At 61.7% G+C, this 21,260-nt stretch carries 37 protein-coding genes, 15 tRNA genes and 1 other RNA gene; all 53 read left to right on the top strand.

The annotated features are described in order from the left end of the window. The first annotated feature begins 62 nt into the window (after positions 1–62). Positions 63–422 (top strand): hypothetical protein, encoded by a 360-nt coding sequence (locus HNP02_RS35025; protein ID WP_184445251.1) that lies wholly within the window; start codon positions 63–65, stop codon positions 420–422. Between the two features lies 1 nt (position 423). Then, the gene (locus HNP02_RS35020) at positions 424–645 is read left to right on the top strand and encodes a hypothetical protein (protein WP_184445250.1); all 222 of its coding nucleotides are present in this window, start codon (positions 424–426) and stop codon (positions 643–645) included. A gap of 422 nt (positions 646–1,067) precedes the next feature. Continuing rightward, complete coding sequence (gene ssb / locus HNP02_RS35015) at positions 1,068–1,508, top strand: single-stranded DNA-binding protein (RefSeq protein WP_184445249.1); 441 nt, start codon at positions 1,068–1,070, stop codon at positions 1,506–1,508. 88 nt (positions 1,509–1,596) lie between these two features. Beyond that, positions 1,597–2,154 carry a hypothetical protein gene (locus tag HNP02_RS43880; RefSeq protein WP_221318376.1) on the top strand — a complete coding sequence of 186 codons (558 nt, stop codon included), beginning with the start codon at positions 1,597–1,599 and terminating at the stop codon, positions 2,152–2,154. Then, positions 2,064–3,347 carry a replicative DNA helicase gene (locus HNP02_RS35010; protein WP_221318375.1) on the top strand — a complete coding sequence of 428 codons (1,284 nt, stop codon included), beginning with the start codon at positions 2,064–2,066 and terminating at the stop codon, positions 3,345–3,347. The genes HNP02_RS43880 and HNP02_RS35010 overlap by 91 nt, the downstream gene beginning before the upstream one ends. Further along, positions 3,344–3,550: a hypothetical protein gene (locus HNP02_RS35005; protein ID WP_184445247.1), complete on the top strand. Its 207-nt coding sequence runs from the start codon at positions 3,344–3,346 to the stop codon at positions 3,548–3,550. The genes HNP02_RS35010 and HNP02_RS35005 overlap by 4 nt, the downstream gene beginning before the upstream one ends. Next, complete coding sequence (locus HNP02_RS35000) at positions 3,547–3,915, top strand: hypothetical protein (RefSeq protein ID WP_184445246.1); 369 nt, start codon at positions 3,547–3,549, stop codon at positions 3,913–3,915. Before HNP02_RS35005 ends, HNP02_RS35000 begins: the two co-directional genes overlap by 4 nt. Positions 3,916–4,174: 259 nt before the next feature. Then, positions 4,175–4,579, top strand: coding sequence for a hypothetical protein (locus tag HNP02_RS34995; RefSeq protein ID WP_184445245.1), 405 nt, complete (start codon positions 4,175–4,177; stop codon positions 4,577–4,579). Beyond that, positions 4,563–5,201: a WhiB family transcriptional regulator gene (locus HNP02_RS34990; RefSeq protein ID WP_184445244.1), complete on the top strand. Its 639-nt coding sequence runs from the start codon at positions 4,563–4,565 to the stop codon at positions 5,199–5,201. The genes HNP02_RS34995 and HNP02_RS34990 overlap by 17 nt, the downstream gene beginning before the upstream one ends. A gap of 299 nt (positions 5,202–5,500) precedes the next feature. Beyond that, positions 5,501–5,776 carry a hypothetical protein gene (locus HNP02_RS34985; protein ID WP_184445243.1) on the top strand — a complete coding sequence of 92 codons (276 nt, stop codon included), beginning with the start codon at positions 5,501–5,503 and terminating at the stop codon, positions 5,774–5,776. Then, a complete protein-coding gene (locus HNP02_RS34980; RefSeq protein WP_184445242.1) occupies positions 5,773–5,979 on the top strand; it encodes a hypothetical protein in 207 nt (68 codons plus the stop codon). Before HNP02_RS34985 ends, HNP02_RS34980 begins: the two co-directional genes overlap by 4 nt. Further along, on the top strand, positions 5,966–6,340 hold the full coding sequence (locus HNP02_RS34975; protein ID WP_184445241.1) for a DUF4406 domain-containing protein: 375 nt from the start codon (positions 5,966–5,968) through the stop codon (positions 6,338–6,340). The genes HNP02_RS34980 and HNP02_RS34975 overlap by 14 nt, the downstream gene beginning before the upstream one ends. Continuing rightward, positions 6,337–6,618 carry a hypothetical protein gene (locus HNP02_RS34970; RefSeq protein WP_184445240.1) on the top strand — a complete coding sequence of 94 codons (282 nt, stop codon included), beginning with the start codon at positions 6,337–6,339 and terminating at the stop codon, positions 6,616–6,618. The genes HNP02_RS34975 and HNP02_RS34970 overlap by 4 nt, the downstream gene beginning before the upstream one ends. Continuing rightward, complete coding sequence (locus HNP02_RS34965) at positions 6,615–6,785, top strand: hypothetical protein (protein WP_184445239.1); 171 nt, start codon at positions 6,615–6,617, stop codon at positions 6,783–6,785. Before HNP02_RS34970 ends, HNP02_RS34965 begins: the two co-directional genes overlap by 4 nt. Continuing rightward, positions 6,782–7,480 carry a dATP/dGTP diphosphohydrolase domain-containing protein gene (locus tag HNP02_RS34960; RefSeq protein ID WP_184445238.1) on the top strand — a complete coding sequence of 233 codons (699 nt, stop codon included), beginning with the start codon at positions 6,782–6,784 and terminating at the stop codon, positions 7,478–7,480. Before HNP02_RS34965 ends, HNP02_RS34960 begins: the two co-directional genes overlap by 4 nt. Positions 7,481–7,640: 160 nt before the next feature. Next, positions 7,641–8,396, top strand: a complete 756-nt coding sequence (locus tag HNP02_RS34955; protein WP_184445237.1) for a ribonuclease H-like domain-containing protein — start codon at positions 7,641–7,643, stop codon at positions 8,394–8,396. Beyond that, positions 8,396–8,638 (top strand): hypothetical protein, encoded by a 243-nt coding sequence (locus tag HNP02_RS34950; protein WP_184445236.1) that lies wholly within the window; start codon positions 8,396–8,398, stop codon positions 8,636–8,638. Before HNP02_RS34955 ends, HNP02_RS34950 begins: the two co-directional genes overlap by 1 nt. After that, positions 8,635–8,874: a hypothetical protein gene (locus tag HNP02_RS34945; RefSeq protein WP_184445235.1), complete on the top strand. Its 240-nt coding sequence runs from the start codon at positions 8,635–8,637 to the stop codon at positions 8,872–8,874. The genes HNP02_RS34950 and HNP02_RS34945 overlap by 4 nt, the downstream gene beginning before the upstream one ends. Next, positions 8,874–9,470, top strand: coding sequence for a dual specificity protein phosphatase family protein (locus tag HNP02_RS34940; protein WP_184445234.1), 597 nt, complete (start codon positions 8,874–8,876; stop codon positions 9,468–9,470). Before HNP02_RS34945 ends, HNP02_RS34940 begins: the two co-directional genes overlap by 1 nt. A gap of 64 nt (positions 9,471–9,534) precedes the next feature. Beyond that, positions 9,535–10,038 (top strand): NUMOD4 domain-containing protein, encoded by a 504-nt coding sequence (locus HNP02_RS34935; protein ID WP_184445233.1) that lies wholly within the window; start codon positions 9,535–9,537, stop codon positions 10,036–10,038. After that, a complete protein-coding gene (locus tag HNP02_RS34930; RefSeq protein ID WP_184445232.1) occupies positions 10,035–10,193 on the top strand; it encodes a hypothetical protein in 159 nt (52 codons plus the stop codon). Before HNP02_RS34935 ends, HNP02_RS34930 begins: the two co-directional genes overlap by 4 nt. Beyond that, complete coding sequence (locus HNP02_RS34925) at positions 10,190–10,975, top strand: metallophosphoesterase (RefSeq protein ID WP_184445231.1); 786 nt, start codon at positions 10,190–10,192, stop codon at positions 10,973–10,975. Before HNP02_RS34930 ends, HNP02_RS34925 begins: the two co-directional genes overlap by 4 nt. After that, on the top strand, positions 10,972–11,310 hold the full coding sequence (locus HNP02_RS34920; RefSeq protein WP_184445230.1) for a hypothetical protein: 339 nt from the start codon (positions 10,972–10,974) through the stop codon (positions 11,308–11,310). Before HNP02_RS34925 ends, HNP02_RS34920 begins: the two co-directional genes overlap by 4 nt. After that, positions 11,310–11,492 (top strand): hypothetical protein, encoded by a 183-nt coding sequence (locus tag HNP02_RS34915; RefSeq protein WP_184445229.1) that lies wholly within the window; start codon positions 11,310–11,312, stop codon positions 11,490–11,492. Before HNP02_RS34920 ends, HNP02_RS34915 begins: the two co-directional genes overlap by 1 nt. Further along, positions 11,489–11,659 (top strand): hypothetical protein, encoded by a 171-nt coding sequence (locus tag HNP02_RS34910; protein ID WP_184445228.1) that lies wholly within the window; start codon positions 11,489–11,491, stop codon positions 11,657–11,659. Before HNP02_RS34915 ends, HNP02_RS34910 begins: the two co-directional genes overlap by 4 nt. Next, positions 11,656–11,922: a hypothetical protein gene (locus tag HNP02_RS34905; protein WP_184445227.1), complete on the top strand. Its 267-nt coding sequence runs from the start codon at positions 11,656–11,658 to the stop codon at positions 11,920–11,922. Before HNP02_RS34910 ends, HNP02_RS34905 begins: the two co-directional genes overlap by 4 nt. 33 nt (positions 11,923–11,955) lie before the next feature. After that, the gene (locus HNP02_RS34900) at positions 11,956–12,273 is read left to right on the top strand and encodes an HNH endonuclease (RefSeq protein WP_184445226.1); all 318 of its coding nucleotides are present in this window, start codon (positions 11,956–11,958) and stop codon (positions 12,271–12,273) included. Between the two features lie 96 nt (positions 12,274–12,369). Further along, on the top strand, positions 12,370–12,555 hold the full coding sequence (locus HNP02_RS34895) for a hypothetical protein (RefSeq protein ID WP_184445225.1): 186 nt from the start codon (positions 12,370–12,372) through the stop codon (positions 12,553–12,555). Positions 12,556–12,763: 208 nt separating this feature from the next. After that, positions 12,764–12,836 (top strand) — tRNA-Trp (locus HNP02_RS34890). 118 nt (positions 12,837–12,954) lie between these two features. After that, positions 12,955–13,325, top strand: a transfer-messenger RNA (tmRNA) gene (gene ssrA / locus HNP02_RS34885). A 742-nt stretch (positions 13,326–14,067) separates the two neighbouring features. Beyond that, positions 14,068–14,140 (top strand) — tRNA-Asn (locus HNP02_RS34880). A 584-nt stretch (positions 14,141–14,724) separates the two neighbouring features. Then, a tRNA-Gln gene (locus tag HNP02_RS34875) sits at positions 14,725–14,796 on the top strand. 45 nt (positions 14,797–14,841) lie between these two features. Beyond that, positions 14,842–14,916 (top strand) — tRNA-Pro (locus tag HNP02_RS34870). Between the two features lie 588 nt (positions 14,917–15,504). Further along, a tRNA-Phe gene (locus tag HNP02_RS34865) sits at positions 15,505–15,576 on the top strand. A gap of 1 nt (position 15,577) precedes the next feature. Continuing rightward, entirely contained in the window at positions 15,578–15,751 is a 174-nt protein-coding gene (locus tag HNP02_RS34860) for a hypothetical protein (protein WP_184445224.1), read from the top strand. A gap of 147 nt (positions 15,752–15,898) precedes the next feature. Then, positions 15,899–15,969, top strand: a tRNA-Met gene (locus tag HNP02_RS34855). A gap of 46 nt (positions 15,970–16,015) precedes the next feature. Beyond that, on the top strand, positions 16,016–16,258 hold the full coding sequence (locus tag HNP02_RS34850) for a hypothetical protein (protein WP_184445223.1): 243 nt from the start codon (positions 16,016–16,018) through the stop codon (positions 16,256–16,258). Between the two features lie 25 nt (positions 16,259–16,283). Further along, positions 16,284–16,356 (top strand) — tRNA-Arg (locus tag HNP02_RS34845). Between the two features lie 2 nt (positions 16,357–16,358). Further along, a tRNA-His gene (locus HNP02_RS34840) sits at positions 16,359–16,433 on the top strand. Positions 16,434–16,436: 3 nt separating this feature from the next. Continuing rightward, positions 16,437–16,507 (top strand) — tRNA-Cys (locus HNP02_RS34835). A gap of 117 nt (positions 16,508–16,624) precedes the next feature. Then, positions 16,625–16,698 (top strand) — tRNA-Leu (locus tag HNP02_RS34830). A 324-nt stretch (positions 16,699–17,022) separates the two neighbouring features. Beyond that, positions 17,023–17,095 (top strand) — tRNA-Lys (locus HNP02_RS34825). Positions 17,096–17,172: 77 nt separating this feature from the next. Beyond that, positions 17,173–17,246: transfer RNA gene (locus tag HNP02_RS34820), tRNA-Gly, on the top strand. 65 nt (positions 17,247–17,311) lie between these two features. Then, positions 17,312–17,382: transfer RNA gene (locus HNP02_RS34815), tRNA-Val, on the top strand. 350 nt (positions 17,383–17,732) lie between these two features. Next, positions 17,733–17,808: transfer RNA gene (locus HNP02_RS34810), tRNA-Asp, on the top strand. An 11-nt stretch (positions 17,809–17,819) separates the two neighbouring features. After that, a tRNA-Glu gene (locus HNP02_RS34805) sits at positions 17,820–17,890 on the top strand. A gap of 80 nt (positions 17,891–17,970) precedes the next feature. Then, a complete protein-coding gene (locus HNP02_RS34800; protein ID WP_184445222.1) occupies positions 17,971–18,402 on the top strand; it encodes a hypothetical protein in 432 nt (143 codons plus the stop codon). Between the two features lie 120 nt (positions 18,403–18,522). Continuing rightward, a complete protein-coding gene (locus tag HNP02_RS34795; RefSeq protein WP_184445221.1) occupies positions 18,523–18,810 on the top strand; it encodes a hypothetical protein in 288 nt (95 codons plus the stop codon). Position 18,811: 1 nt separating this feature from the next. Then, complete coding sequence (locus tag HNP02_RS34790; RefSeq protein WP_184445220.1) at positions 18,812–19,015, top strand: hypothetical protein; 204 nt, start codon at positions 18,812–18,814, stop codon at positions 19,013–19,015. Continuing rightward, positions 19,012–19,383 (top strand): hypothetical protein, encoded by a 372-nt coding sequence (locus tag HNP02_RS34785; RefSeq protein WP_184445219.1) that lies wholly within the window; start codon positions 19,012–19,014, stop codon positions 19,381–19,383. The genes HNP02_RS34790 and HNP02_RS34785 overlap by 4 nt, the downstream gene beginning before the upstream one ends. After that, complete coding sequence (locus HNP02_RS34780; RefSeq protein ID WP_184445218.1) at positions 19,368–20,603, top strand: RtcB family protein; 1,236 nt, start codon at positions 19,368–19,370, stop codon at positions 20,601–20,603. Before HNP02_RS34785 ends, HNP02_RS34780 begins: the two co-directional genes overlap by 16 nt. Next, positions 20,604–21,068 carry a hypothetical protein gene (locus HNP02_RS34775; protein WP_184445217.1) on the top strand — a complete coding sequence of 155 codons (465 nt, stop codon included), beginning with the start codon at positions 20,604–20,606 and terminating at the stop codon, positions 21,066–21,068. Continuing rightward, positions 21,065–21,244 carry a hypothetical protein gene (locus HNP02_RS34770; RefSeq protein WP_184445216.1) on the top strand — a complete coding sequence of 60 codons (180 nt, stop codon included), beginning with the start codon at positions 21,065–21,067 and terminating at the stop codon, positions 21,242–21,244. The genes HNP02_RS34775 and HNP02_RS34770 overlap by 4 nt, the downstream gene beginning before the upstream one ends. Positions 21,245–21,260: the final 16 nt, after the last annotated feature.

The raw sequence follows: 21,260 nt of genomic DNA, 5'->3' as shown, positions 1-21,260 counted from the left end.
ACGCAAGCCGCAACGCTGGCCCGCGTCAACCTTCTAAACGAAGCTCATGAGAAGGGATTGATATGAGCCGCATCGCCAACATCTTCCACACCATCATCGGTGCCATCGCCGTGTTCGTGGCCGTGAACGTCGCCAAGCGATTCGCCGCAGCACGTGACTACACGAATCACCTCGTTAAGGCGAAAGTCGCCCCCGGCCCGTGGTTCGCGTACTACACCGGCGACTTCATGATCGCCCATGAGACGGACACGGTCACGTCATGCCTGGTGGAGTTGCGTGATGGCACATTCCTGTGGGCCACGGAAACCCCTGAGTGGGACCGTGAGTGGTTCGGCGAGCATCTGGGTTGGGAGTTCCCTGAGCGGTGGGTGCCGTACTCGGCTCTGGCTGACTACGGCCTGGAGCCCACGGAAATGGGCTGAGGTGGAGCCAGTTGGACTGAACGGCCCATGGTTCGTCCATCGCAACGCGTGGGACGGCCGGTACTACGCGATGCCGATGTTCACCCTATGGACGGCTGAACTTGGCGACGACGGCATACCGGCCTTCGGCCCGATTGGCACCAAGCGATTCGAACACGACTGGGAGGCTGACGCTTACGCGGACAGCCTGTACCAGGCGTACCTACTCGGATGGATGCCCTGAACAAGCAAGAGAAGCTCTGTCGCGCAATCGTTTTCGAACGCTGCGACGGGAACTGCGAAAGGTGCGGCAAGGGTGGCCAAGTCACGATGCACCACCGGAAGAAGCGCGGCCAAGGTGGACCGTGGGATCCCACCAACATCGTCGGTGTCTGCGGTGATGGAACTCGTGGATGCCACGGTTGGATCGAAGCTCACCCCATGGCAGCGGCAGCTACTGGCTGGCATGTTCGCCCATGGGACGACCCGAGTGAGATTGCAGTCGTACCGCTCTTCGCACCACCACGACTACTTGCGATGGATGGCTCTACGAGACCTCCTGACCAGCAGGAATGTTCCCTGTTATCCAACTTTGAGCTGATCCATACTGATCACATCGACACCCAAGACCCTTGGGAAACCTGACCCCTACAGATCGAAGGACGCATGGCCCTCACACTTCCCGTTGTCACCATCGAAGGCACGCTGACCGCTGACCCGACGCTGAACTTCACGCAGTCCGGCAAGGGCGTCTCGAACATCAACATCGCGTGCAACACGCGGCGCAAGAACCCGCAGACCGACCAGTGGGAGGACGGCGACACCACGTTCACCCGTGGGACCGTGTGGGGCGAACTCGCCGAGAACCTGGCCGAGTCAGTCGTCAAGGGCGACAAGGTGATTGCCCACGGCGTCCTCAAGCAGAAGGACTTCACCGACAAGGAGGGCAACAAGCGCACCGCGTACGAGCTGGACATCGAGTCCATCGGCCCGTCGCTGCGCTTCGCGACCGCGAAGGTGACCAAGGTGTCGAAGAACGGCGGCGGCGGTCGTGCGCCTCAGCAGGCCAGCGGCAACTGGGACGACAGCGGCAACGACGGCTGGTAACCCACCTCACCAGTTCCCTTGTTGATATGCGGGGTCGGTGGTACTGCGGAGTGCCACCGACCCCGTTGTTGTATCAGAAAGAGATACATTGCCCCCCAAGCTGACACCAGCGCAGGCACGGAAGAAGCATCAGAGCACCTTTGACCTGTTCTGGAGATCGTATCCGCGTCACACTCACATCAACGAAGCGTCCGATGCGTGGGCGAAGCTGATGGAAGACGGCGCGGACGCCACGAAGATCATCGGAGCGGCCCGCCGATACGCAGCGAGCGTTGCCGGGACGGACATGAAATATGTTCCAGGCCCGCAGAACTGGCTCAAGGCAGGGCAGTACGACGACGCTGACATCTTCCAAGATGAGCAGCAGGCCATCAAGACATGGTTCCAGCAGCAATGGAAGACCGGCAACGTCAAGGCCGTCCAGGACCGGCTGCACATCACGATGCCGAAGGTCTACCCACCCGACGACATGATCGACCCTGACGCGATCCGCTTCTGGTTCAAGACGCAAGCGCAGGCATGGATTATGCAGATGTACAAGGAGAAGTACGAGACGTGCCAGAACGGCAACCAGTCCACGACGAGCGAGCAGAACAGTCCGTCATCGGAGCCGTCCTCACCAGCCCAGATGTCTTTGGGGATCTGAAAGCCCTTCGGCCGTACCACTTCTACCTTCCCGCACATGAGGTGCTGTACGCCACGCTGCAGCAGATGTACAACGACGGCGAAGAGATCGACTCGATCACCGTCTTCGCGAAGCTAGCGGAGAACAAGGATCTCAAGCGCATCGGTGGAGCGCCGTACCTGTCAGATCTGTTGCAGGCGTTCAAGTCTGTCGCGAACGTCAGCGCGTACGCCGAGATCGTCATCGATAAGTGGAAGATCCGCCAGGTCAACGCGCTTGGTGTGCGGTTCCAGCAGATCGCCGACCAGGTCGATGACGTGCCGGATGCCCTTGAGGCTGCACGCATCTTCTTGGACGAGGTCGATGAAGGCCGCGAGATGGACGCGATCCGGTTCCGCGACCTGTACACGCTGTGGACGGAAGATCAGGCCGACGAGCGTCCCGCCATCGAGTCCCCGTTCGTGGCCCTGAATGACCGTATCGCGGGCGGATTCCACCGGCAGCGCCTCTACGTCATTGGGGCCCGTCCCGGCTGCGGTAAGACCATCCTGGGGGCGCAGTGCGCCCTCTACGCGGCGCAGATGCACTGGAAGTCTTTGATCTTCTCCCTGGAGCTGTCGAAGCAGGATCTGATGGGTCGCATCCTGTCCTGCGGTGCCCGCGTGCCGTACGGCGAAATCACCCGCAAGCGCATGTCGCCGGACACCGTGGCCAAGGTCAGTCGGTGGGCCGGTGCCGCATCGGAGCTGACGCTCGAAGTGGACGACAACCCCGGCCACACCATCGAGACGATCACGCAAGCGTGCCGTATCAAGAAGATGCGCGACGGGCTCGACTTCGTCTTCATCGACTACCTGCAGCTCATTGAGGCGAGCAAGGGGCAGAACCGCGTCGAGGCTGTGGACCATATGGCAACTCGCGCAAGGCATATCGCACGAAAGTTGGACTGTGCAGTGGTCGTGGCCGCGCAGCTCAACCGCAAGATCGAGGACCACGGCGGTAGGCCCCGCCTGCCCGTCAAGTCCGACTTCCGCGAATCCGGTGGCATCGAGCAGACCGCTGATGCCGCAATCGTCCTTTCCCGGCCGGTGGACGACAACGCTGAGGAGGCTCCGCAGATGCCCCTGATGGATGTGACGCTAGTGAAGAACCGCACCGGCTTGGAGGAAACCTTCCAGCTCCGCGAACGCTTCGATCAGGCCCGGTTCCAGTGACCGACACGATGATCATGGACGCGCTGCAGATCCCCGATGAGCGCCGCGAGGAGTTCCTGATCTCGCTGCACGCGTGGGCCCGGTCGCTGGTCCCAGGACCAGGCCGGTACGCCGTGTTCGCAGCCCTGCTGTGGCACAGCATGAAGAACGGCCCGCTGTGGCCGATGCCCGACGACCCGTTCGACATCAAGGCGTGGGCGTGAGCGCCAAGGTCTGGCTGACGGCCGACGAGTGGACACGCTACGTCCCGTGCGACGGCGATCGAGAGTTCACCACGGCACCGGAGGAGCTGGTCGACGGCGGCGACCGAGTGCGCTCGATCTGCCGGATGTGCCCAGTGCGACCCGAGTGCATCGAGTTGAACATCAAACCGATGCCGGACCTCCGCAGCATCGGGCGGGCTCCAGGTCAGCGCGTGTCACTGCCGTCGTCGTCGGTGTGGGTGGCAGGGGAGTGGCTGCCGGACTGGGTGGACGACCCGTCACGTGACGAACTGGCAACCATCAAAGCGAAGCTGGAATCGCAACTCGCGCAAGAGTATGCCAACCGACCGGCGTCCCTGCTATGACAGTGCTTTCCCAGATATGGGATATGTGCCACTGGGGCGCGTACCCCGACAGGTTCATGGTTGAACGCTGCCAGGCGGCTGTTAGGTGGACGCGTAACAGGCTGTCAATCGGCTGCGATTGTCAGCTCTGGAGGTGTCGTACCCCCCACCTATCGTGGTGGAAATACGGGTTGCTGAGGTGTCCCAGCCGGGAGGTTATCCGTGAACGAATTTGAGCCAGTAGTTCCGAGTGAGAAGGTAGCGGGTAGTGAGTAGGAACATGAAGTCAGCCAAGGCGGCTGGATCCAAGTTCAACTGGGACATTGCGCGGGCGCTGTCAAAGGCGCTGGGAGACCCCAACATTACGAAGGCCCCCGCCTGGGGAGCCAAGGACAAGGGCGACATCGTCAACGTCCGCATCGACGGCCACGACATAGTTATCCAGACTAAAGACGTTGCTCGAATTGATCTTCCCAAGGGGGTCGGTGCCGCTAAAGTTCAGGCCGTGAACGCGAATGCCCTTGCTGGCATCTACGTCCACAAGAGGGTCGGTACAACGGACCCCATGAAGCAGTGGGTAAGTTGCACACTCGCTGAGATTGTTGCGCTGATCACTAAGGTGCCTGTACACGCTGGCACCCCGGAAGGGACAGAAGGAGGGGCCGCTCATGACAGCGACTCTTGACGACATCAACAACAGCTCGTTCGACTGGCGCAGCAACGCCGTCTGCAAGACGGGCAACTACGACATGCACTTCGCGGATGTCGAGGAACTGCTGGAAGACGGCGGTATGGACCGCGCCGACGCCGAGGCGTTCGTAGCGATGGCCGAGGAGACGGCGAAGGCCATGTGCCTCACCTGCCCCGTCCTGGACACCTGCCGAGACTGGGCGCTCACCAACGACGAGGACTGGGGAGTCTGGGGCGGCATGACCCCCCAGGAGCGCCGGGAAGACCGTGCTGCATGGCTGGCGCAGAAGGAGCTGGACGGCGCGGCCGTCGAGCCCATCGTCGTCATGGATCGGGACGCGCTGCACATCAACGCGGGCTCCAACGCCAAGCTGGCCACACGCAACGAGCGGTGCCGTGTCGGCCGCGACATGCTGCTGCAGCTCCCTCGGGACTGGGGCACGTCCAAGACGGGTAAGGACAAGGCTCGCTCGCGAGACGAGTACCTGGAGATGTGCGAGCTGGTGCTGGCCAACCCCTCTTCGACGGCAGCGGAAATCGGTGCCCGCCAAGGGAAGACCGGCGAGTGGTTGAACAACATGGTTCGCGCCATGCGGGTCGCGCTGCAGATTCCGTGACCACTGGGTACAGACAAGCGTGGAGGGCTGTGATCGAACGGTCCTCTGCGCCATGTACTTTCGGCGCCTGTGATCCTAGCGGTACAACGCTTGATACAATTGAGGTGACCGGAATCGAGCCCAGCTCTTCCGGCAGCCCCGTGGTCGAATCTGAGACGCCGTCCCCTGCGCCTGCCCACGGGGCTTCTGCTTATCTACACTCCTTCTCGAAGTTCCGCGCCCGCCGACGCTATCGCCGTTCGGCCTGGTCAACCCCCATTTAGCTTCCCTGTAATCGCTCATTTCGTCACCGTAATCTGGTGTACGACATGAGCGATTTCCATTATGGGCTGCAAGCCTCACTGAACGGTTCGATCCAATCTCTCAGCGAGACAGTCGAACTGCATAAGACGCGTGCCGATGAGGCAGAGGGCAAGCTGGCGCTGATCTCGAAGCGTCTACATGACAGCGGCATGTGGGAATCCAGCTCGCCGTACCCCCCGACCGCCGAATTTATCGCGCAGGCTTTCGCGGAAGCCATCAACGATGTCCACGACATCTTGGGCACTGGCACCAAGATTCGGGTGCCCGTGTGATCACCCGACTCCTGGAAAAGCTGACCATCGATCAGCTTGAGCCGCTCGCGAAGTTCGACATTTGGAACGTCTACAGCGTCGGCAATGCACTCGCGATCCCAGCCGCCGTCGCCATCACCGCGATGGAACACGTCCTGGACGCCACACACGCCGTCGAGACGGCCATACGGCGGGCCCTGCCCCGCTTTGATGAGTACATCTGAGAGCACGACAGTCGTCGCACTTGACGGACTGATCTACATCGCCGGTCCCATGAGCCCCAGCTCATTCGGACTGGACGAGACGCCTCCCGACTGGGACTGGAATCACCCCCAGTTCAACGCAGTCGCGGAGCAGCTGACCGCCGAGGGCCACGCGGTCATCAACCCCGCTGCGCTTGACGCCGAAGCCGGTGACACCGGCCTGGAGGCGTGGGACTTCTACCTGCGCCGCGACATCAAGGTGCTGGCTGACTGCACCGGCATCGTCATGCTCCCCGGCTGGCGTGGCTCCAAGGGCGCACGCCTGGAGCACCACATCGCCACCGAGCTGGACATGACCATCACCTACCTGGAGGACGCGTGACCAACCCGCTGCTGGTGCCTGACCTCACCAAGGCGATCCGCGAGGCGCAGGAACTCAAGCCCGAAGAGCCCGCCGCAGAGGTCGATGAGACCGCTTCCGAGTGCCCAGCAGAGCCAGAGGAAACCGAGGAAGAGGCCGCTCGCAAGGACAAAATGCACCGCGTGCCGAACCGGCAACAGACCCGGCATTTGCTAAATCAGCGCGGCGAGGAGCAGTCGCTGCGCCCACGCATCCGCCGACGCATCTACGCGCAGCGTCGGAAGCACGACGCCAAGTGAACCCGGTAACCCTCGCTCACTACAACGCGGCGATCCAGGATCTCCAGAATCGCCGCCGCGCCCTGGTGATCGAGAACCGAACCGCTGAGGCCACCGTCCGCAACAACATCCCGAAGATCGAAGCCATCGACGTGATCCTCACAGCCATAGGAGAGCCCCCTCAGTGAGCACCAACGAGGTCATCACCACCAGCTCTACCGGCGCACAGAAGGCCGGTAACGACGAGCGCCACGACCTGGTACCCATCGGACCTCTCCGCGAGCTGGCCACTCACTATGGCGTCGGCTCCCATAAGTACGAGGACCGCAACTGGGAGCTGGGCTACGAGTGGTCGAAGTCGTACGCGGCTCTCAAGCGTCACCTCTCGCAGTTCTGGGGCGGCGAGGACATCGACGCCGAGACCGGCTCGAAGCACATCATCGCGGTGGCGTGGCACGCATTCGCACTGGCGCAGTTCATGGATCAGCATCCCGAGTTCGACAACCGCCCAACCACTCTGGCGGCGAAGCGTGAAGCCGATGCTGCGATCAAGTTCGCAACGGGTGGCGTGATCGCTTCGCGCTTCGATGGCTCGATCAATCTCATGCAGGCACTCAATGACGGCAATCTCACCGTCAGCTACTCGCCCGAGTCGAGCGTCTCGATCATCGACCACCCCGCCGAGGTTGACAACCTGGACGAGCAGTGGGCCCGCGCCTACGAGTGGGTCGAGATCGATTGGGAGTTGCACTACCGCTGGTTCCGCAACGGGCACGACGGAACCGGCTGGTACTTCACCGATCCCGAAGACCCCGACGAGGGTTGGGAGTGGTCGTACATCAATGGCGACAACTCTCGCGGCAAGTGGAAGCGCGTTCCGTGAGCGTTGCCGTGATCGCACTCCTCTCCCTGATCCTCGGAGTCGGAGTCGCATCTGTCGCAGCCATGGGGATCGTCATCTTCATCGTCAACGACGTGAAGGAACAACTGGAGAGCAGCTTCCCTGTAATCCCAACTTCACCCGAAATAGGCTGTGAGACAACATGACCGCCGCAAAGATCGTCACACTCGACATTGAGCGAATCGCAGGATTGGCGGAAGTATGGGACTTCAAGCCCGACTTCATCCGGCCCGAAGCGTTCCGCGAGGCACCTCGCACCGTCTGCCTCGCGTGGAAGTGGCTCGACAAGCCGGACATCGAGTTCTCCGCCGAGTGGCTCGACGGTCAGGAGGGGATGGCGCGCAAGATCCATGCCATCCTCGATGAAGCCGACTACGTCGTGGGGTGGAACAGCCGACGCTTCGACGTGAAGCATCTCCGCACCGTCCTCCTGGAGCACGGGCTGACCCCGCCGTCGCCGCACGTCGACATCGACCTGATGGTCAACGTCAAGCGCGAGTTCGACTTCCTGTACAACCGAATGGCCTACATCGCAGACGTTCTCGGCCTCGAAGGCAAGGACAAGACGCCGCCAGGGCTGTGGTCAGACCTGCGTTCCACCGACACCGGTACCGTGGCCCGCGCCCACGCCGCGATGGAGCGGTACAACCGCCGCGACGTGGAGCTGACCGAGGAGCTGTTCTATCTGCTCCGTCCGTGGCTACGAGGCATGAATCTCGGCCTGTTCGAAGAGGACTCGGACACCATCCGCTGCTCGAACTGCGGCTCCGATCACGTGCAGTATCGAGGACACGCCGGAAACACCACCTACCGGTACCGCCGCTTCCAGTGCAAGGCGTGCGGCAAGTGGGGACGCGACCGCAACAGCTTCAAATCAACTGCCACAGTGGGGATCTGATGTACAGCACCAACGAATCCTACAAGGACATCCAGCACCGGTTCAGTCACCATGCACCGTCGCCGGTCAAGGCTGCAGTTCACACACAGGTGCGCCGCGACACCCTGGAACTTGCGGTGCTCTACGACGACCGCATTCCGCCTGGCCGCGAGAAGGCGCTCGCCCTAACCAACCTGGAACAGGCCATGTTCTGGGCCAACGCCGCCATCGCCCGTAGCAAGAAGACCGAGGAGACCCAGTGAGCGACGTGGACCCCAGCGCATTCGATGGAGTAGCCATCGACGTGACCGTGAACCGATACGACCGCACGGTGAACTACCTGTTTGCCGGTATCCCGGCCGACCACGTGCCGCAGTTCTTCGACCATCTCACCACCGACGAGGGTAGGGCCGAGCTACTCGTCGCTACCGCCAACGTGCTGGTGAATCGCGGCTACGTCACCACGGTCCACGCCAACGGCATCCTGAGCAGCATCTGATGGCGCTCCGCACCGAGGACATCACCCTCGTCGTGACCGACCCAACGACTACTCGCGAGTGGCGTGCGTCCAACGGCGACCACACCGCCATCGACATCACCACCGACCCGCAGACACAGCGCCTCAGCGGCGTGGCTCGCCATGGGTGGACGCCATTCGACATGCCGTACATCTCCGAGATCGGACACAACCTGTGGCAGGGCGGCTGCGAAACCGGCCTGGTGCTCCCGAAGCACATCAAGCATCTGGTGTCGCTGTACCCGTGGGAGCGGTACACGATCAACCATGACGTGCTGTCCGAGACGTACGTGCAGATGTACGACGCCGAGGACCAGGGCTACGAGCAAGTCGACGCGCTCGCTCGCTGGGTCAACCTCTGCCGCGAGTCCGGCCCCGTCCTGGTGCACTGCCAGGCTGGACTCAACCGGTCGTCCCTCGTCGCAGCCAAGGCGCTCTATCTCGAATGGCAGGGCCAGGAACTCCCCGGCGCTGACCCAATCGACGGCGACTTCATCGTGTCGCTACTCCGCGATAAGCGGTCGCCTGCGGCCCTATGCAACCCCGCGTTCGAAGCCGAGGTTCGCTCATGGGCGTAGCCATCATGCTGTTCCTCCTCGCGGGAACCGCCATCGCATTCTGGATCATCATGGGAGATGTGCTGTGACCATATGGAAGCCGATCCCCGGCCATCCCAAGCACGAAGCCAGCGACGACGGCCGCATTCAAACCGTCGACTACGAGACCACGTACATCACCAAGGCCGGTACGACGGTAACTCGCCACTTCAAGGGTCGAATCCTTAACTGGCGCATGGGCAAGCCGTCCTTCAAGGGTGTGAAGCACCCGGTGGTCAACATCTACAAGGGCACGGGTCGCGGGGACTTCAGGAACGCCGAAACCCGTATCGCCTACCTCGTCGCTGCAGCGTTCTACGGCATCCCATGGGACAACCCAGCCGACCACATGAGGTGGCGCATCCGTTTCCGCGACGGTAACCACCTCAACTGCTACGCGATGAACCTCGAATGGGTTCACGCCATCGGTGAGACCGCCAAGCAGCAGGAGCAGTACAACCGCAACAAGGACGCGTGGGAGAAGCGCAAGAGCTGCGGCATGCCCGCGTGGATGACGGAGATGTACGACGACGAGGACGCGGCGGCGTGAGCCTTGGCGCAATAGACCTCTGCAGCCTCCACGGCTTCCACATGTACACCGCGTGGGGCGAGGCGTTCAACAACGGCGATCAGGTGTGCCAGAAGCGCACCTGCATGGGCTGCAAGGCCGAGGAGTGGCGCAACGTCATGGTGGTCAACCGATGAACGAACCCACCAAGATCCTCGTCGCAGGCGACTGGCATGGCAACGGCGCATGGGGCCAGAAGGTCATCCATCACGCCCGCAAGTCGGGTGCCGACACCATCATTCACGTCGGCGACTTCGGCTGGTGGAGTGTCCTCGACCGCGACACGTGGAAGTACTTGCGGTTCCTGCAGGAGAACCTTCAGGAGTGCGGCGTCACCCTGCACTGGGTCGACGGCAACCATGAGAACCACGACGACCTCGAAGAGTGGGTCGACGCCTTCGATCACCAGCCATGGTCAGCCCCCAACTACCCCAACATCATTCACATGCCACGCGGTCACCGCTGGGAATGGTGGGGCCAGACCTGGATGTCACTCGGTGGTGCGCACTCCGTGGACCGACTGCAGCGTACCCCTGGTAAGTCTTGGTGGGACGGGGAACACATCTCCGACGCCGACGTAGCACGTGCCATCGGAGACGGCAGTCACGTCGATGTGATGGTCACCCACGACTGCCCATACGGCGTTGCCATTCCTGGCATCCATGCCGACGACAAGCTCGACGCCGCCCGTAGCGGGTGGCCACTCTCGGAGATCGAGGCGTCCACCGTCAACCGCAAGCAGCTGCAGAAGGTGGTCGACGTTGTCCGTCCGGCCGTCCTGTTCCACGGGCACTATCACAACCGGTACAACAGCCTGTACACAGGACCGGCGCATGTAACCCAGATCATCGGGATGGACATGGACGCAACGACACTCGACCGCAACACCATGCTGGTGATACGAAAGGATGCAGCGTGAGCGATCCCCGTGAAGAGAAGCTGCCCCGGTGGGCACGCGAAGAGCTAGCCAGGGAGCGTCACCGCGCCGCGACCGCGGAGCATCGTCTCGCCGAACACTTGGAAACCGTGGAGCCGACGCACATCTGGTACGGCGATTGGAAGAACAAGCTGTACATTCCCAGCGAGCGTGGGTACCAGACCGTGTACTTCTCCGCGACCGGCGAACCCTCGAAGTACAGCTACGACGAGGTCGGCGTCCGCATGAAGGACGGCGTGCTGAGTGTCAGCGCTAGCCGCGCGGTTTCCGTCGAGCCCATCGCATCCAACTGCTTCGACGTTCGCGTAAGGGACTGATGTACCAAGAGGGCAAGTTTCTACTCATCAAGGGCGACCGAGTCCTGGGCACCTACAACGTGCTCGCTGCGGCGAAGGGTGTGCGCACCAAGCTGTTTCGAGGCGCGGGTGACATCTATCGGGTCGTTGTATGGCAGGACGGCTGGGAGCCGACCCTGGAACTAGTAGACGAGGGCGCATGACCGACGCTGAGATCCTGGACGCCATCGCGAAGCTACGCCGCGAGCGATCAGCCACTCCGACCCGTTCTGTCGAACACCACTATGAGGTGGTGTGCGAGTACGCGGATGCCGTGAACGCCCTGCTCGACCAGCGCCAGCGCGGATGGAAGCGAATCTTCAAGGCGTGAAGCTCGAACTCAACAGCGGCACCGAGCTGTACAACGTGGTCATGCAGCACCTCTGGGGACGTCCATTTACCGTCGGTAATAGCAAGTGGCAGCAGGACGACACCTGGCCCGAGGTAATAGCCACCGTGGAAGTTGATGGCGTACAACAGCAATTCCGTCTGATCGCCCTCCATAACATCGCGTACCACTCTGAGGGCAGCACCATCGAGACCGAGTGGTATCCGGTGCGGCAGTGGCCGTACGGGCGCGGAGTGCCGCAGTAGCTAACTCCATGGGATAATGGGTAGAGGAACCCATTGCCTACCAGCTCGAAGAACGGCCCACGCTCGCTCGGCCGGACTGGGGCCAAGTTCGAACGAGCCAAGCAGCGAGTCCTGCGGGCCAACCAGATCTGCGACGAATGCCGCACACTGATCGATCTCGACCTAAAGTACCCAGATCCGTTGAGCGCCACCGTCGACCACATCATCCCCGTGTCGCAGCTCGCCTGGGATGACCCACTCACGTACGCCGACAGCAACCTTGTCCCATGCCACCTGGTCTGCAACCAGCGCCGTGGCAGCAAGGTGAAGAAGCGTCGCACGCACCCACAGTCACGCGACTGGCGGGCGTGAGAAAATCCCAGCCAGCAAACACGTGCTAAACTGGTTGTAGAAGCCCGCGCCACCTGATGGTGCTGCGCAGCACACCATTCAGACCAAAGGACACCCATGGCACTCGATCCCGCTAGCTACAACCTCACCGGATCTCAGGCAGCCGAGGACGCCCTCGCCGCCATCGTCAAGCCGCTCGTCGGCGCAGGCCCGCACGCTGACTTCACGCTGGCCCAGCTGAATCAGCGAATCGACGGCACCGGCACCGCCCCAGCCCACTCCTTCCCCACGCCACAGAACTGACCTTCTGAGAGCTTCGGGCCAAGGCCCCCAGGCTGGCGACAACGCCGGTCAGGGGGCCTTTTCGTTTCCCTGTAATCCCTCTTCACGACCCTCTAATCTCATACATGTCAGGCACCGAATGCCTCACAGCGGTACAGGTAAGAGCCTTCCATCAATGGCGAGGCAGGCTCTTGGCCCACCGGGAGTCGAAGCCTCGGTGGGCCACCATGTGAACGTAGCTTAATTGGTAGAGTCCCCGCCTCCAAAGCGGGTGGATGCACGTTCGAATCGTGCCGGTTACGCGCAGTAAACCGCGATTTCGGTTTGGGTAAAAGGCTTTTGGTTTCAAAATCCCCCCCAAACAAAAATCCGGTTGAGCACTTTCAATTGGGACTTTGACAACTACATAGCAATACCTTTGGGGCTGACAGGTTTCGATCATGAGCTTGTATGTCTTGAGAAGCGTGCCGGGAAGCAACGTCCCGTAACAGTGCAAACCCAATAAACGCAGCTTTCACCGCGTCCGACTACGCCGCAGCGGCTTAGTCCAGTGGGGCACAACGGTTCACCCGTTCCGTGTGCCAATCCACTGCCGAAATACGGGGAACCCTCGCAGGAATTGAGCACCACGTCGCAAGAGGCAAAATAGCGGAAGTCATGAGCAGAGCCGGAATGGAGACCGGCAACCGCCTCGCGGAGGGCAGCGGTATAGAAGTCGCCAAACGCTACGCACGTAGAAGGCTTGACAAACACTGCATGAGACCCGAGTTCGATTCTCGGCAGCTCCACAAAGGCCCTGGTGCGGGTTTCGAAGTCCCGCCGTCGTTTACATCGTGTGCCGTCTGTACAGCCGCATGCCTGCCGCCGCCAGATCAGCGAGCGAGTCGACGTGGTGTAAGGCAGCACAGGGCCTGTTACTTGGTTTCTTGCTTTCCCGCCTCAAAAGCAAGTGGTGGAGGTTGGACGGTTCGCCGTTCGGCCCTAGTTGCAGGCAGTCTAACGCGAACGACAGTGGCGCACACCGTTGCATACGCGGCCTGCAATGGCGCTGGAGTGGCGACCGATTTGCCCCGCATCCCCCACTGCGGACATCCGTGGGGGCAGACTTGATAAGAGGGTAGGTGAACTCATGAAAGCGTGCCCCAAGTGTGGGAAATTGAAAGCACTTAGTGAGTTCCAGTACCGCAGTGATCGTCCTGTTGATGTGATCCGAAAAGACCGACATTGCAACGTATGCCGAAAGGAATCGGCTTCTGATGCAGTGGCTCGAACTAGGCGAAAGAACAAGGCAACCCTGGTTGCCGAGCACGGGGGCAAGTGTCTCGACTGCGGCAATGAATATCCGCCGTACGCGATGGATTTTGATCACCGAGATCCGGCCGAGAAGCTATTCGGTGTAGCGGACGGCAACACAATCGTTTCCCTCGCCCGCATGCGAGCGGAAGCAGTGAAGTGCGACCTGGTGTGCGCTAATTGCCATCGGGGAAGGACACATCGGCAGCGTTGCAGCGGATGTGATTACTGCAATACCATTGGCCTGTCGGTTAATCCGGTAAACCAACGCCCTGTTAAGGCGTGACTCTAGGTTCGAATCCTGGTGGGCCAGCGAGGAGTGGTTGGGGGTTCGAATCCCCCTGCGACCTCCCGCTCCCTCTGCAGGGGGAGAGCAGAGTTACACCGACGCGGTACCAGCAGTTGGGGCTTTGTGCGGGCAGTTGTATACGGCTCAACGGTAGAGCGGCTCCGTTAAACGTGTCGGTGCGTGCTAGCTAGTCGGCGAAGAGCCGAGCACCGGCTCCAAACTTGGAATGTGGTGCAAGGGTAAACCAGCCATGTGGCGACGGCTCTTGGTAGCACGGCGACAGTCGACGGTCGCAGATGCCGGGGAAAAGCCGGTCATTCCATGACATCTCGGCTCTCTCCTATTGGCGAAGGATCTCTGACTGTAAATCAGAGCTTTCGGGTGTGGTGGTTCGAATCCATCAGTCGAGACAACTCCGTTGGTTGGCCGGGGCAAACCGTCAACTGGGTCAGCGGTCCACCCTCTCAGTCATGAATGGGAGAACCCGCTCTGACATACACGCGAGGTACCACTCCCGCCCGTGGGCACGGTGAGGGTAGGTAGGGCCGTCCCCAGCCTGGGCGCGTGATCGGCAGTGACGCTGGGCCGACTGAACGAAGCGTCTCCATACCCTGTTCGTTTAACTGGCAGGATGCCTGGCTCTGATCCAGGTGGTTGAGGTTCGAATCCTCGACGGGGTGCGTGATGCGTTGTCGGTAAAGCTAAGTCGTGGGAACCGTCGCAATCGGGATGTGGGGCAGCTTGGTCAGCCTGACCGCTTTGGAAGCGGGGTGTCGCTGGTTCGAATCCAGCCTTCCCGACGAAAGTCCACGACGGGGTCGTGGCAGACCGGGTTGATAATGACGTAACGCCGGTAGGGGGAACCCGAACAAACAGTGTTATACGTCCCATGGAAGGTACAGCAGTCCCGTAGTGGGGCGACTGGTGTCGAAAGCCAGGTAGCAGTTCGGCTGCTCGGGGAGCGTGCCCTCTGCCTTCCGCGTTACCTACCCGCCTGGCCATGGCTAAGAGTGAATACAGGTGCACCGGGACAACGCCGGTCTGAAAGGGTAGGCCAACTTTGGAGAGTGGAGCCCGCCAGGTGGCGGGAACTGATTGCTAATCAGCTTGCGGCCCAGCCGTGTGGATCGTGCCCACTCCTCTCCGCGCTTGGGTTGACGGTGACTTCGATTGCAAGGAACCGTACGCGCCGTCGCGGAGGCACCCCAGTTCGCGTTAAGCCGAGGCGCGTAGGAATATCGGCCCCCCAACCTCCACGCAGATCAGTGGTCCCAAACTGACGTGGGTCAGCGGAATAGGGGGACTCCCTGGGTGTCGGGGTTAGGGCGCCCGCTGATCGGGATTCGCGGTCCCGAGTGCCTCGCAGCGTCAACAACAGAGGAACCAATCGTGTTGTAGCTCAGTTGGAAGAGCGTCGGCCTGAAAACCCGAAGGCCCTGGTTCGGCTCCAGGCATCACGGCGTGATAGATGAGAAGCAGTGGTGGGACGACCCAATGTTCTCCAACGAGAAGCTCTGGGACCGACCAACCACGACAGCGGCACGATGGCCAGAGGGCACGTACTTCACCGGCCGGATCTTTCCACTGAGTGACCTGAAGGCGCACCTACCGGACGGCACTGTCATAGCGGCCTAGAGCCACTCAAAGTTGTTAGGTAGGTGCCGGTCTCTGCGTCCCCGGTGAAAGACGCTGACGGCTACAGGGTTGCCGTGGACAACGCCCGTCCCCATATCACTCCACACCCGTCCGTGCCGCAGCGGACGTTAAACGTCCTGCGGCTGCAGCGCGGTAGTGAAACGGAATCACCCTGGTTTCATAAGCCAGTTTTACGGGTTCGAATCCCGTCTGCGCCACGATGTCCTTTGCGGCCGCATCGGACAACACAAATCGGAGGAACAAGTGGCACTACGAGTCAGCACAGGACGAATCGACAAGGCCGTAGCGGACACGATCAACGAACACGCGGAACTCATCGAGCAGCTCATCCTTGCGGTTGGCCTGGTGCCACTGACGGGCGTGATCGAGACCGACGCAGTGATCGAAGACGCTGAGCAGCCCGCTGCGGCCCCGAAGAAGGCTCCAGCGAAGAAGGTGCCAGCGGTGGCCGAAACGCCCGCCACCGAGGCAACCAGCGCGGATTAATCTGCAACGAGGCGTAAGCCTCACTACCGCTGTTGGGCAACGGAGGCCCACCGCCCTACGAAGGCGCACAAATGCACGTTCGAATCGTGTCAGCGGTGCTGTGGTCGTAGCTCAAAGGTAGAGCCACGCGCTGTGAACGGCGACGACGCCGGGTCAGTACCGGCCGACCACCCCACTTGTGACCGTGGCCGAGAGGCAAGGCGCTGGGCTGCAACCCCAGTCACCCGCGTTCGAATCGCGGCGGGCACTCAAGGGGCACCTGGACCCGGTCGTGCTCAGGCCCAGGTGCCCTGACACGAAAGTACGGCTGCCGCCGGTCGGTGGCATTGGCGCTCACAGGGGTTCAGGCTACCGGGCAGCCACCATGGGTCACTGGGCAAACTGGCAAAGCCACTGCACTCAGACTGCAGAGTTTCCGAGTTCGACTCTCGGGTGACCTACGCAACAACGAAGGACGGGACCGATGGGCCTCACAAACCTCCGCGAAGTCTGGGCCATGACCCGCCCGCTGTGTGACGCGGAGCTTGAGTGGAATCGGCAGTACGACGAGCTGTACAACGCCGCCGTGGCGGCTGGCCAGAACGTCGAGCTGACCGATGAGAACCTCAACTGGGCGTGCTGGTTGGGCAAGGATCTGCCCAACATCGACGCCGAGCAGCGGAAGGCGCAAGCCGAGCACCTGGCGAACTACCCAGGCGACGAGCACGTCCGCAACGAAGTACGCAAGATCGCCGCAGCGAATCGTCAGCTGCGGCAACAACAATGGGTTGTTGGTGAAACGGATATCACCGCACGCTCTTAACGTGTCAGTTCTGGGTTCAAATCCCAGGCAACCCACTCGGTCATCGTCCAATAGTAAGGACGCCGTCCTGATAAGACGGAAACCTGGGGGCAGTACCCGGTGACCGTACCAAGCTGGTGTGATGTTTAACGGTTAGCATCCCTGTCTTCCAAACAGGTTGTGCGGGTTCGAATCCCGCTACCAGTTCGTAAACACCTGTCCCGCTGTGGCGCAACGCTTCTAGGGCACGCGCCTCAAGGCCAGGTTTTCAAGCCCGATTAGCTCAATGGGAGAGCGGCCGGTTTACACCCGGTTGACGACTGTTCAATTCGGTCATTGGGTACTTAGCGGAAGGTCCAGGTTCGTAAGCCTGGCATCTTAGATGTGGTGTATATGAAGCACATCCGCGTCAGGCTGGAATTGCAAATGTTGGCCCTTTGCACCTACCTAGTAAGTAGGACTACGTCAGTTCGATTCTGACTTCCAGCCCGGTAGTAGTCACGGTGACGCGTGACTGCCCGCTCCTGTGCAGGGTAGTAGTACCCGCCACGCTGTCTACGCGGAGATCGTCGGTGAGATTCCGGCCATGGGAGCCAATGGGGGCGCATGTACCAAGGGGGCGAGCGATCCTTGCAAGATTGCTGCGGTCGAGTTCGATTCTCACCGTCTCCACTCCAATAACTGAATAGTCATGCAGGCATAGGGGAGTCAGGCCGTCCCCGCCACCCTGTCACGGTGGAGATCGCGGGTTCAAATCCCGCTGTCCGCGCTCGTTTCAATGCTCGATTGGTGTAATGGAAGCATCCCAGATTCTCAATCTGTAGGCGCGAGATCGATACTCGCATCGAGTACGTCAGCCCCCAGTTCGTAAGAGCTGGGGGCTTTTTCGTGCCCTGACCAGTGATTACAGGGCGGGGTGACCATATTTCACATGACCAAGAAACCCCTTCTCATCCTCCCCGCGCTGGCCCTGACCGGCTCGCTCCTGATGACCGGCTGCGACTCGACCAGCTCCTGCGGCGCAATGGAATCCGTGGCGCTGCAGTCGTACTCGGCCCCGCTGCTCCTCCCGCCTCCCCTCAAGGGTGGTGGCGGCGGTGGCGGCGGTGGACACTCCAGCGGCGGCGGTGGCTCACACGGTGGCGGTGGCGGGAGCCATGGCTCGTCCGGTGGAGGCTCCAAGGGCGGCTCCGGTGGAGGCTCCAAGCCATCCGGTGGCGGCTCCAGCTCCAAGCCGTCCAGCGGCGGTAACAGCACCACGATCAACCACTACGGTGGCGGATCTGCCGGTGGCGGTGGAGGATTCCTCGGCCCGTTCCTGGGTGGGTTCATCGGCTCGTCGCTGGGCAGCGGCGGCTGCTGATGACGTTCTTCATCGTCGCCTTCGTGTTCCTGGCTCTCATGGCCGCAGCTTGGAGCTGCGTGTGACCGCCGTCTGGATCATCATCTTCTTCCTCATCCTCCTGCCGCTGATGACAGGCATATGAGCACTGTCCCCACCGAGATCGCCGCCAGCGGGCCAACATACGAACAGATCGTGTTGGCCCGCGAGGTGATCGCCCGCGTGAGCACCGGTCCGAAGTGGATCGGCAATCCCGAGGCGGTCGCCGTCGATGAGTGGCTACGCGATCGACAGGTCCACCTCCAACAGCAATCCCTCCGACAGGCAGTGGCCGACACGGTCTGGAGCCTCGTCGGGTCGGTCAGCGGCGAGTCGGCTGCAAAGGCCGTCGTGCAAGCACTCAGCAACTACGAACTGAAACGGGTCTGATATGGGCTACCACCACGACGCAAAGATCATCCGTCCCTCCTACGGCGAAGAGGTTTGGGTTCAAGCACTCTCGTCCGGCGCGTACGAGGTCGGCGTCCGACTGAACCGCAACCAGTACACGTACGTGGAGCTGTCCCGCGCTCAGCTGGAGCAGTACCGCGACAACATCGTCCAGGCGATGGTCGAAGTGGACGCCGCCCTGTGAGCGCCGAGACGTACGAGCGCCCGTATTGGCTGTCGTATCACGACGGCCTGGAGCACCTGGAGTTCGTCTTCGAGTTCGAGAAGTCCGAACCCTGCTACAGCTTCGACACCCTCGTCGTCCTGTACGACACCAAGCGCAAGGCGTACCGGATCGGCGAGGACAGCGGTTGTTCATGCCCGTCGCCGTTTGAGGACTTCCGTTCCGACGGCGACTGGGGGCAGCCCCTGTCGACGGCTGACGCCATCGCCTACATCCGTGGCCTCACGGGCTACGAGTGGCAGTCGGGGGTCAGCTCGTACCTGATCGACGGCAAGCGGGCATGCGTGGACGCCATCAAGGCGCATTCCAAGGAATGGGATGTCCGGTGAGCGCCACAACTCTCGCGCCGAAGCTCGTCAACTTCGCCAGCATGATCGACCACAACACGGTGGAGCAGGCGAAGGAAACAGCGAGCATGCCGTTCGTCTACCCGCACGTCGCACTGATGCCGGATGCTCACTCGGGCAAGGGATCTGCGGTCGGCACCGTCATCCCGACGAGGGGTGCGGTGATCCCTGCTGCGGTCGGCGTCGACATCGGCTGCGGCATGATCGCCGTCGCCACGCGGTTCAAGTGGGATCTGATCTCACACCTCGACCTCGCATCGTTGCGCCGCCAGGTCGAGGAGGCCATCCCGCTCAGCCCCGGCAACTACAACAAGACGCTGCAGCGGTTCACGTTCACGAAGGCGAAGCACGAAGAGCTGATCCAGTTGCAGCAGAAGCTGGACGTGGATCTGTCGCACTCGCCGAAGTGGATGGAGCAGCTCGGCTCGCTCGGCGGCGGTAACCACTTCATCGAGCTGTGTGTGGACGCCGACGACAACGTGTGGCTGTTCCTGCACAGCGGTAGCCGTGGCGTCGGCAACAAGATCGCACAGCGCCACATCAAGGTGGCCACGGAGTACTGCCTCCAGAAGCAGGTCGCGCCTCACGCGATCGAGAACTGCAAGTGCGCGAACTACAAGCTCCCCAACCGTGATCTGGCATTCCTCGAAGAGGGCACGCCTGAGTTCGACCGCTACATCAAGGATCTGGAGTGGGCGCAGCGGTTCGCGTTCCTGAACCGGGCCGAGATGATGGACCGGTTCGTCCAGGTGTTCGCCTGGTGGATGGGTGTGCAGCCACAGCGCGTCGAGATCGACCGGATCAACTGCCACCACAACTACACCGTACCGGAAACCATTGGGGGACAACGGGTATGGCTCACTCGCAAGGGAGCGATCGATGCCCACGATGGGAAGCTGGGTGTTATCCCCGGCTCCATGGGCACGAAGTCGTACGTGGTGCGGGGGAAGGGCAACGAGGCCGGACTGTTCTCTGCCCCGCACGGTGCTGGTCGGAAGTTCAGCCGGACCAAGGCGAAGGAACTGTTCACCGCTGACGATCTCGCGGCAGCCATGGAGGGCATCGAGTACCGGCATGGCGATGAGTGGATCGATGAGATCCCCGGCGCGTACAAGGACATCGACCAGGTGATGGCCGATGCGGACCCCCTAGTGGAAGTCGTCACGACGCTGCGCCAGGTCATGAATGTGAAGGGAACGTAGATGCCGACAGTGGCCGAGGCGAGAGCTGAACTGGCTGGGCACATCTCGGATGGCATGGCCTGCCCCGTGTGCGACCAGTTCGCGAAGGAGTACCGGCGCAAGCTCACCGGTCAGGCGGCGCGGTTCCTGGTGGCGATGTACCGCAAGGCGGGAGCCGGTTGGGTGTACTTCCCCGACCTTGGGCGCGAATTGAACCTGGGGGGCGGCAGGGGCGACGAAGTCAAGGCACGCTTCTGGGGGCTCATCGAGGCCCATCCGTCCGAGGTGAAGCCGGACGGCTCCTCACGTGGCGGGCTCTGGCGACTCACTGAGTTCGGGCAGCAGTTCGTTCGCGGCGAGGCGCGGATCGCAAAGTACGCCCTCGTCTACAACAATCAGTGCGTCGGCCTCGACGGATCCGAGACTGTCGACATCGACCAGGCGCTCGGCGAGAAGTTCGACTACCGCGAGCTGATGGCGTCATGACCAAGGTACTGATGCTGCTGTCCGTCCTGTGCTTGACGGCGGGCGTGTTCGAGCTGGCCGTAAGCATCGGCCTGTGGGGTCAGACCTGGCCACCGGATTGGTTCTTCTACGTTCTCGGCGGATCCTGGGCTGGCGCAGTTGGTTTCGGTGCGGCCGGAATGGTGTTGGACGAATGATCTACGACCCGAACTT

This window comes from Mycobacterium sp. AZCC_0083, from assembly GCF_014202335.1.
Lineage (GTDB): Bacteria > Actinomycetota > Actinomycetes > Mycobacteriales > Mycobacteriaceae > Mycobacterium.
Note: the sequence above shows the minus strand (reverse complement) of the source record. Positions and strands in the feature narration are given on the sequence as shown.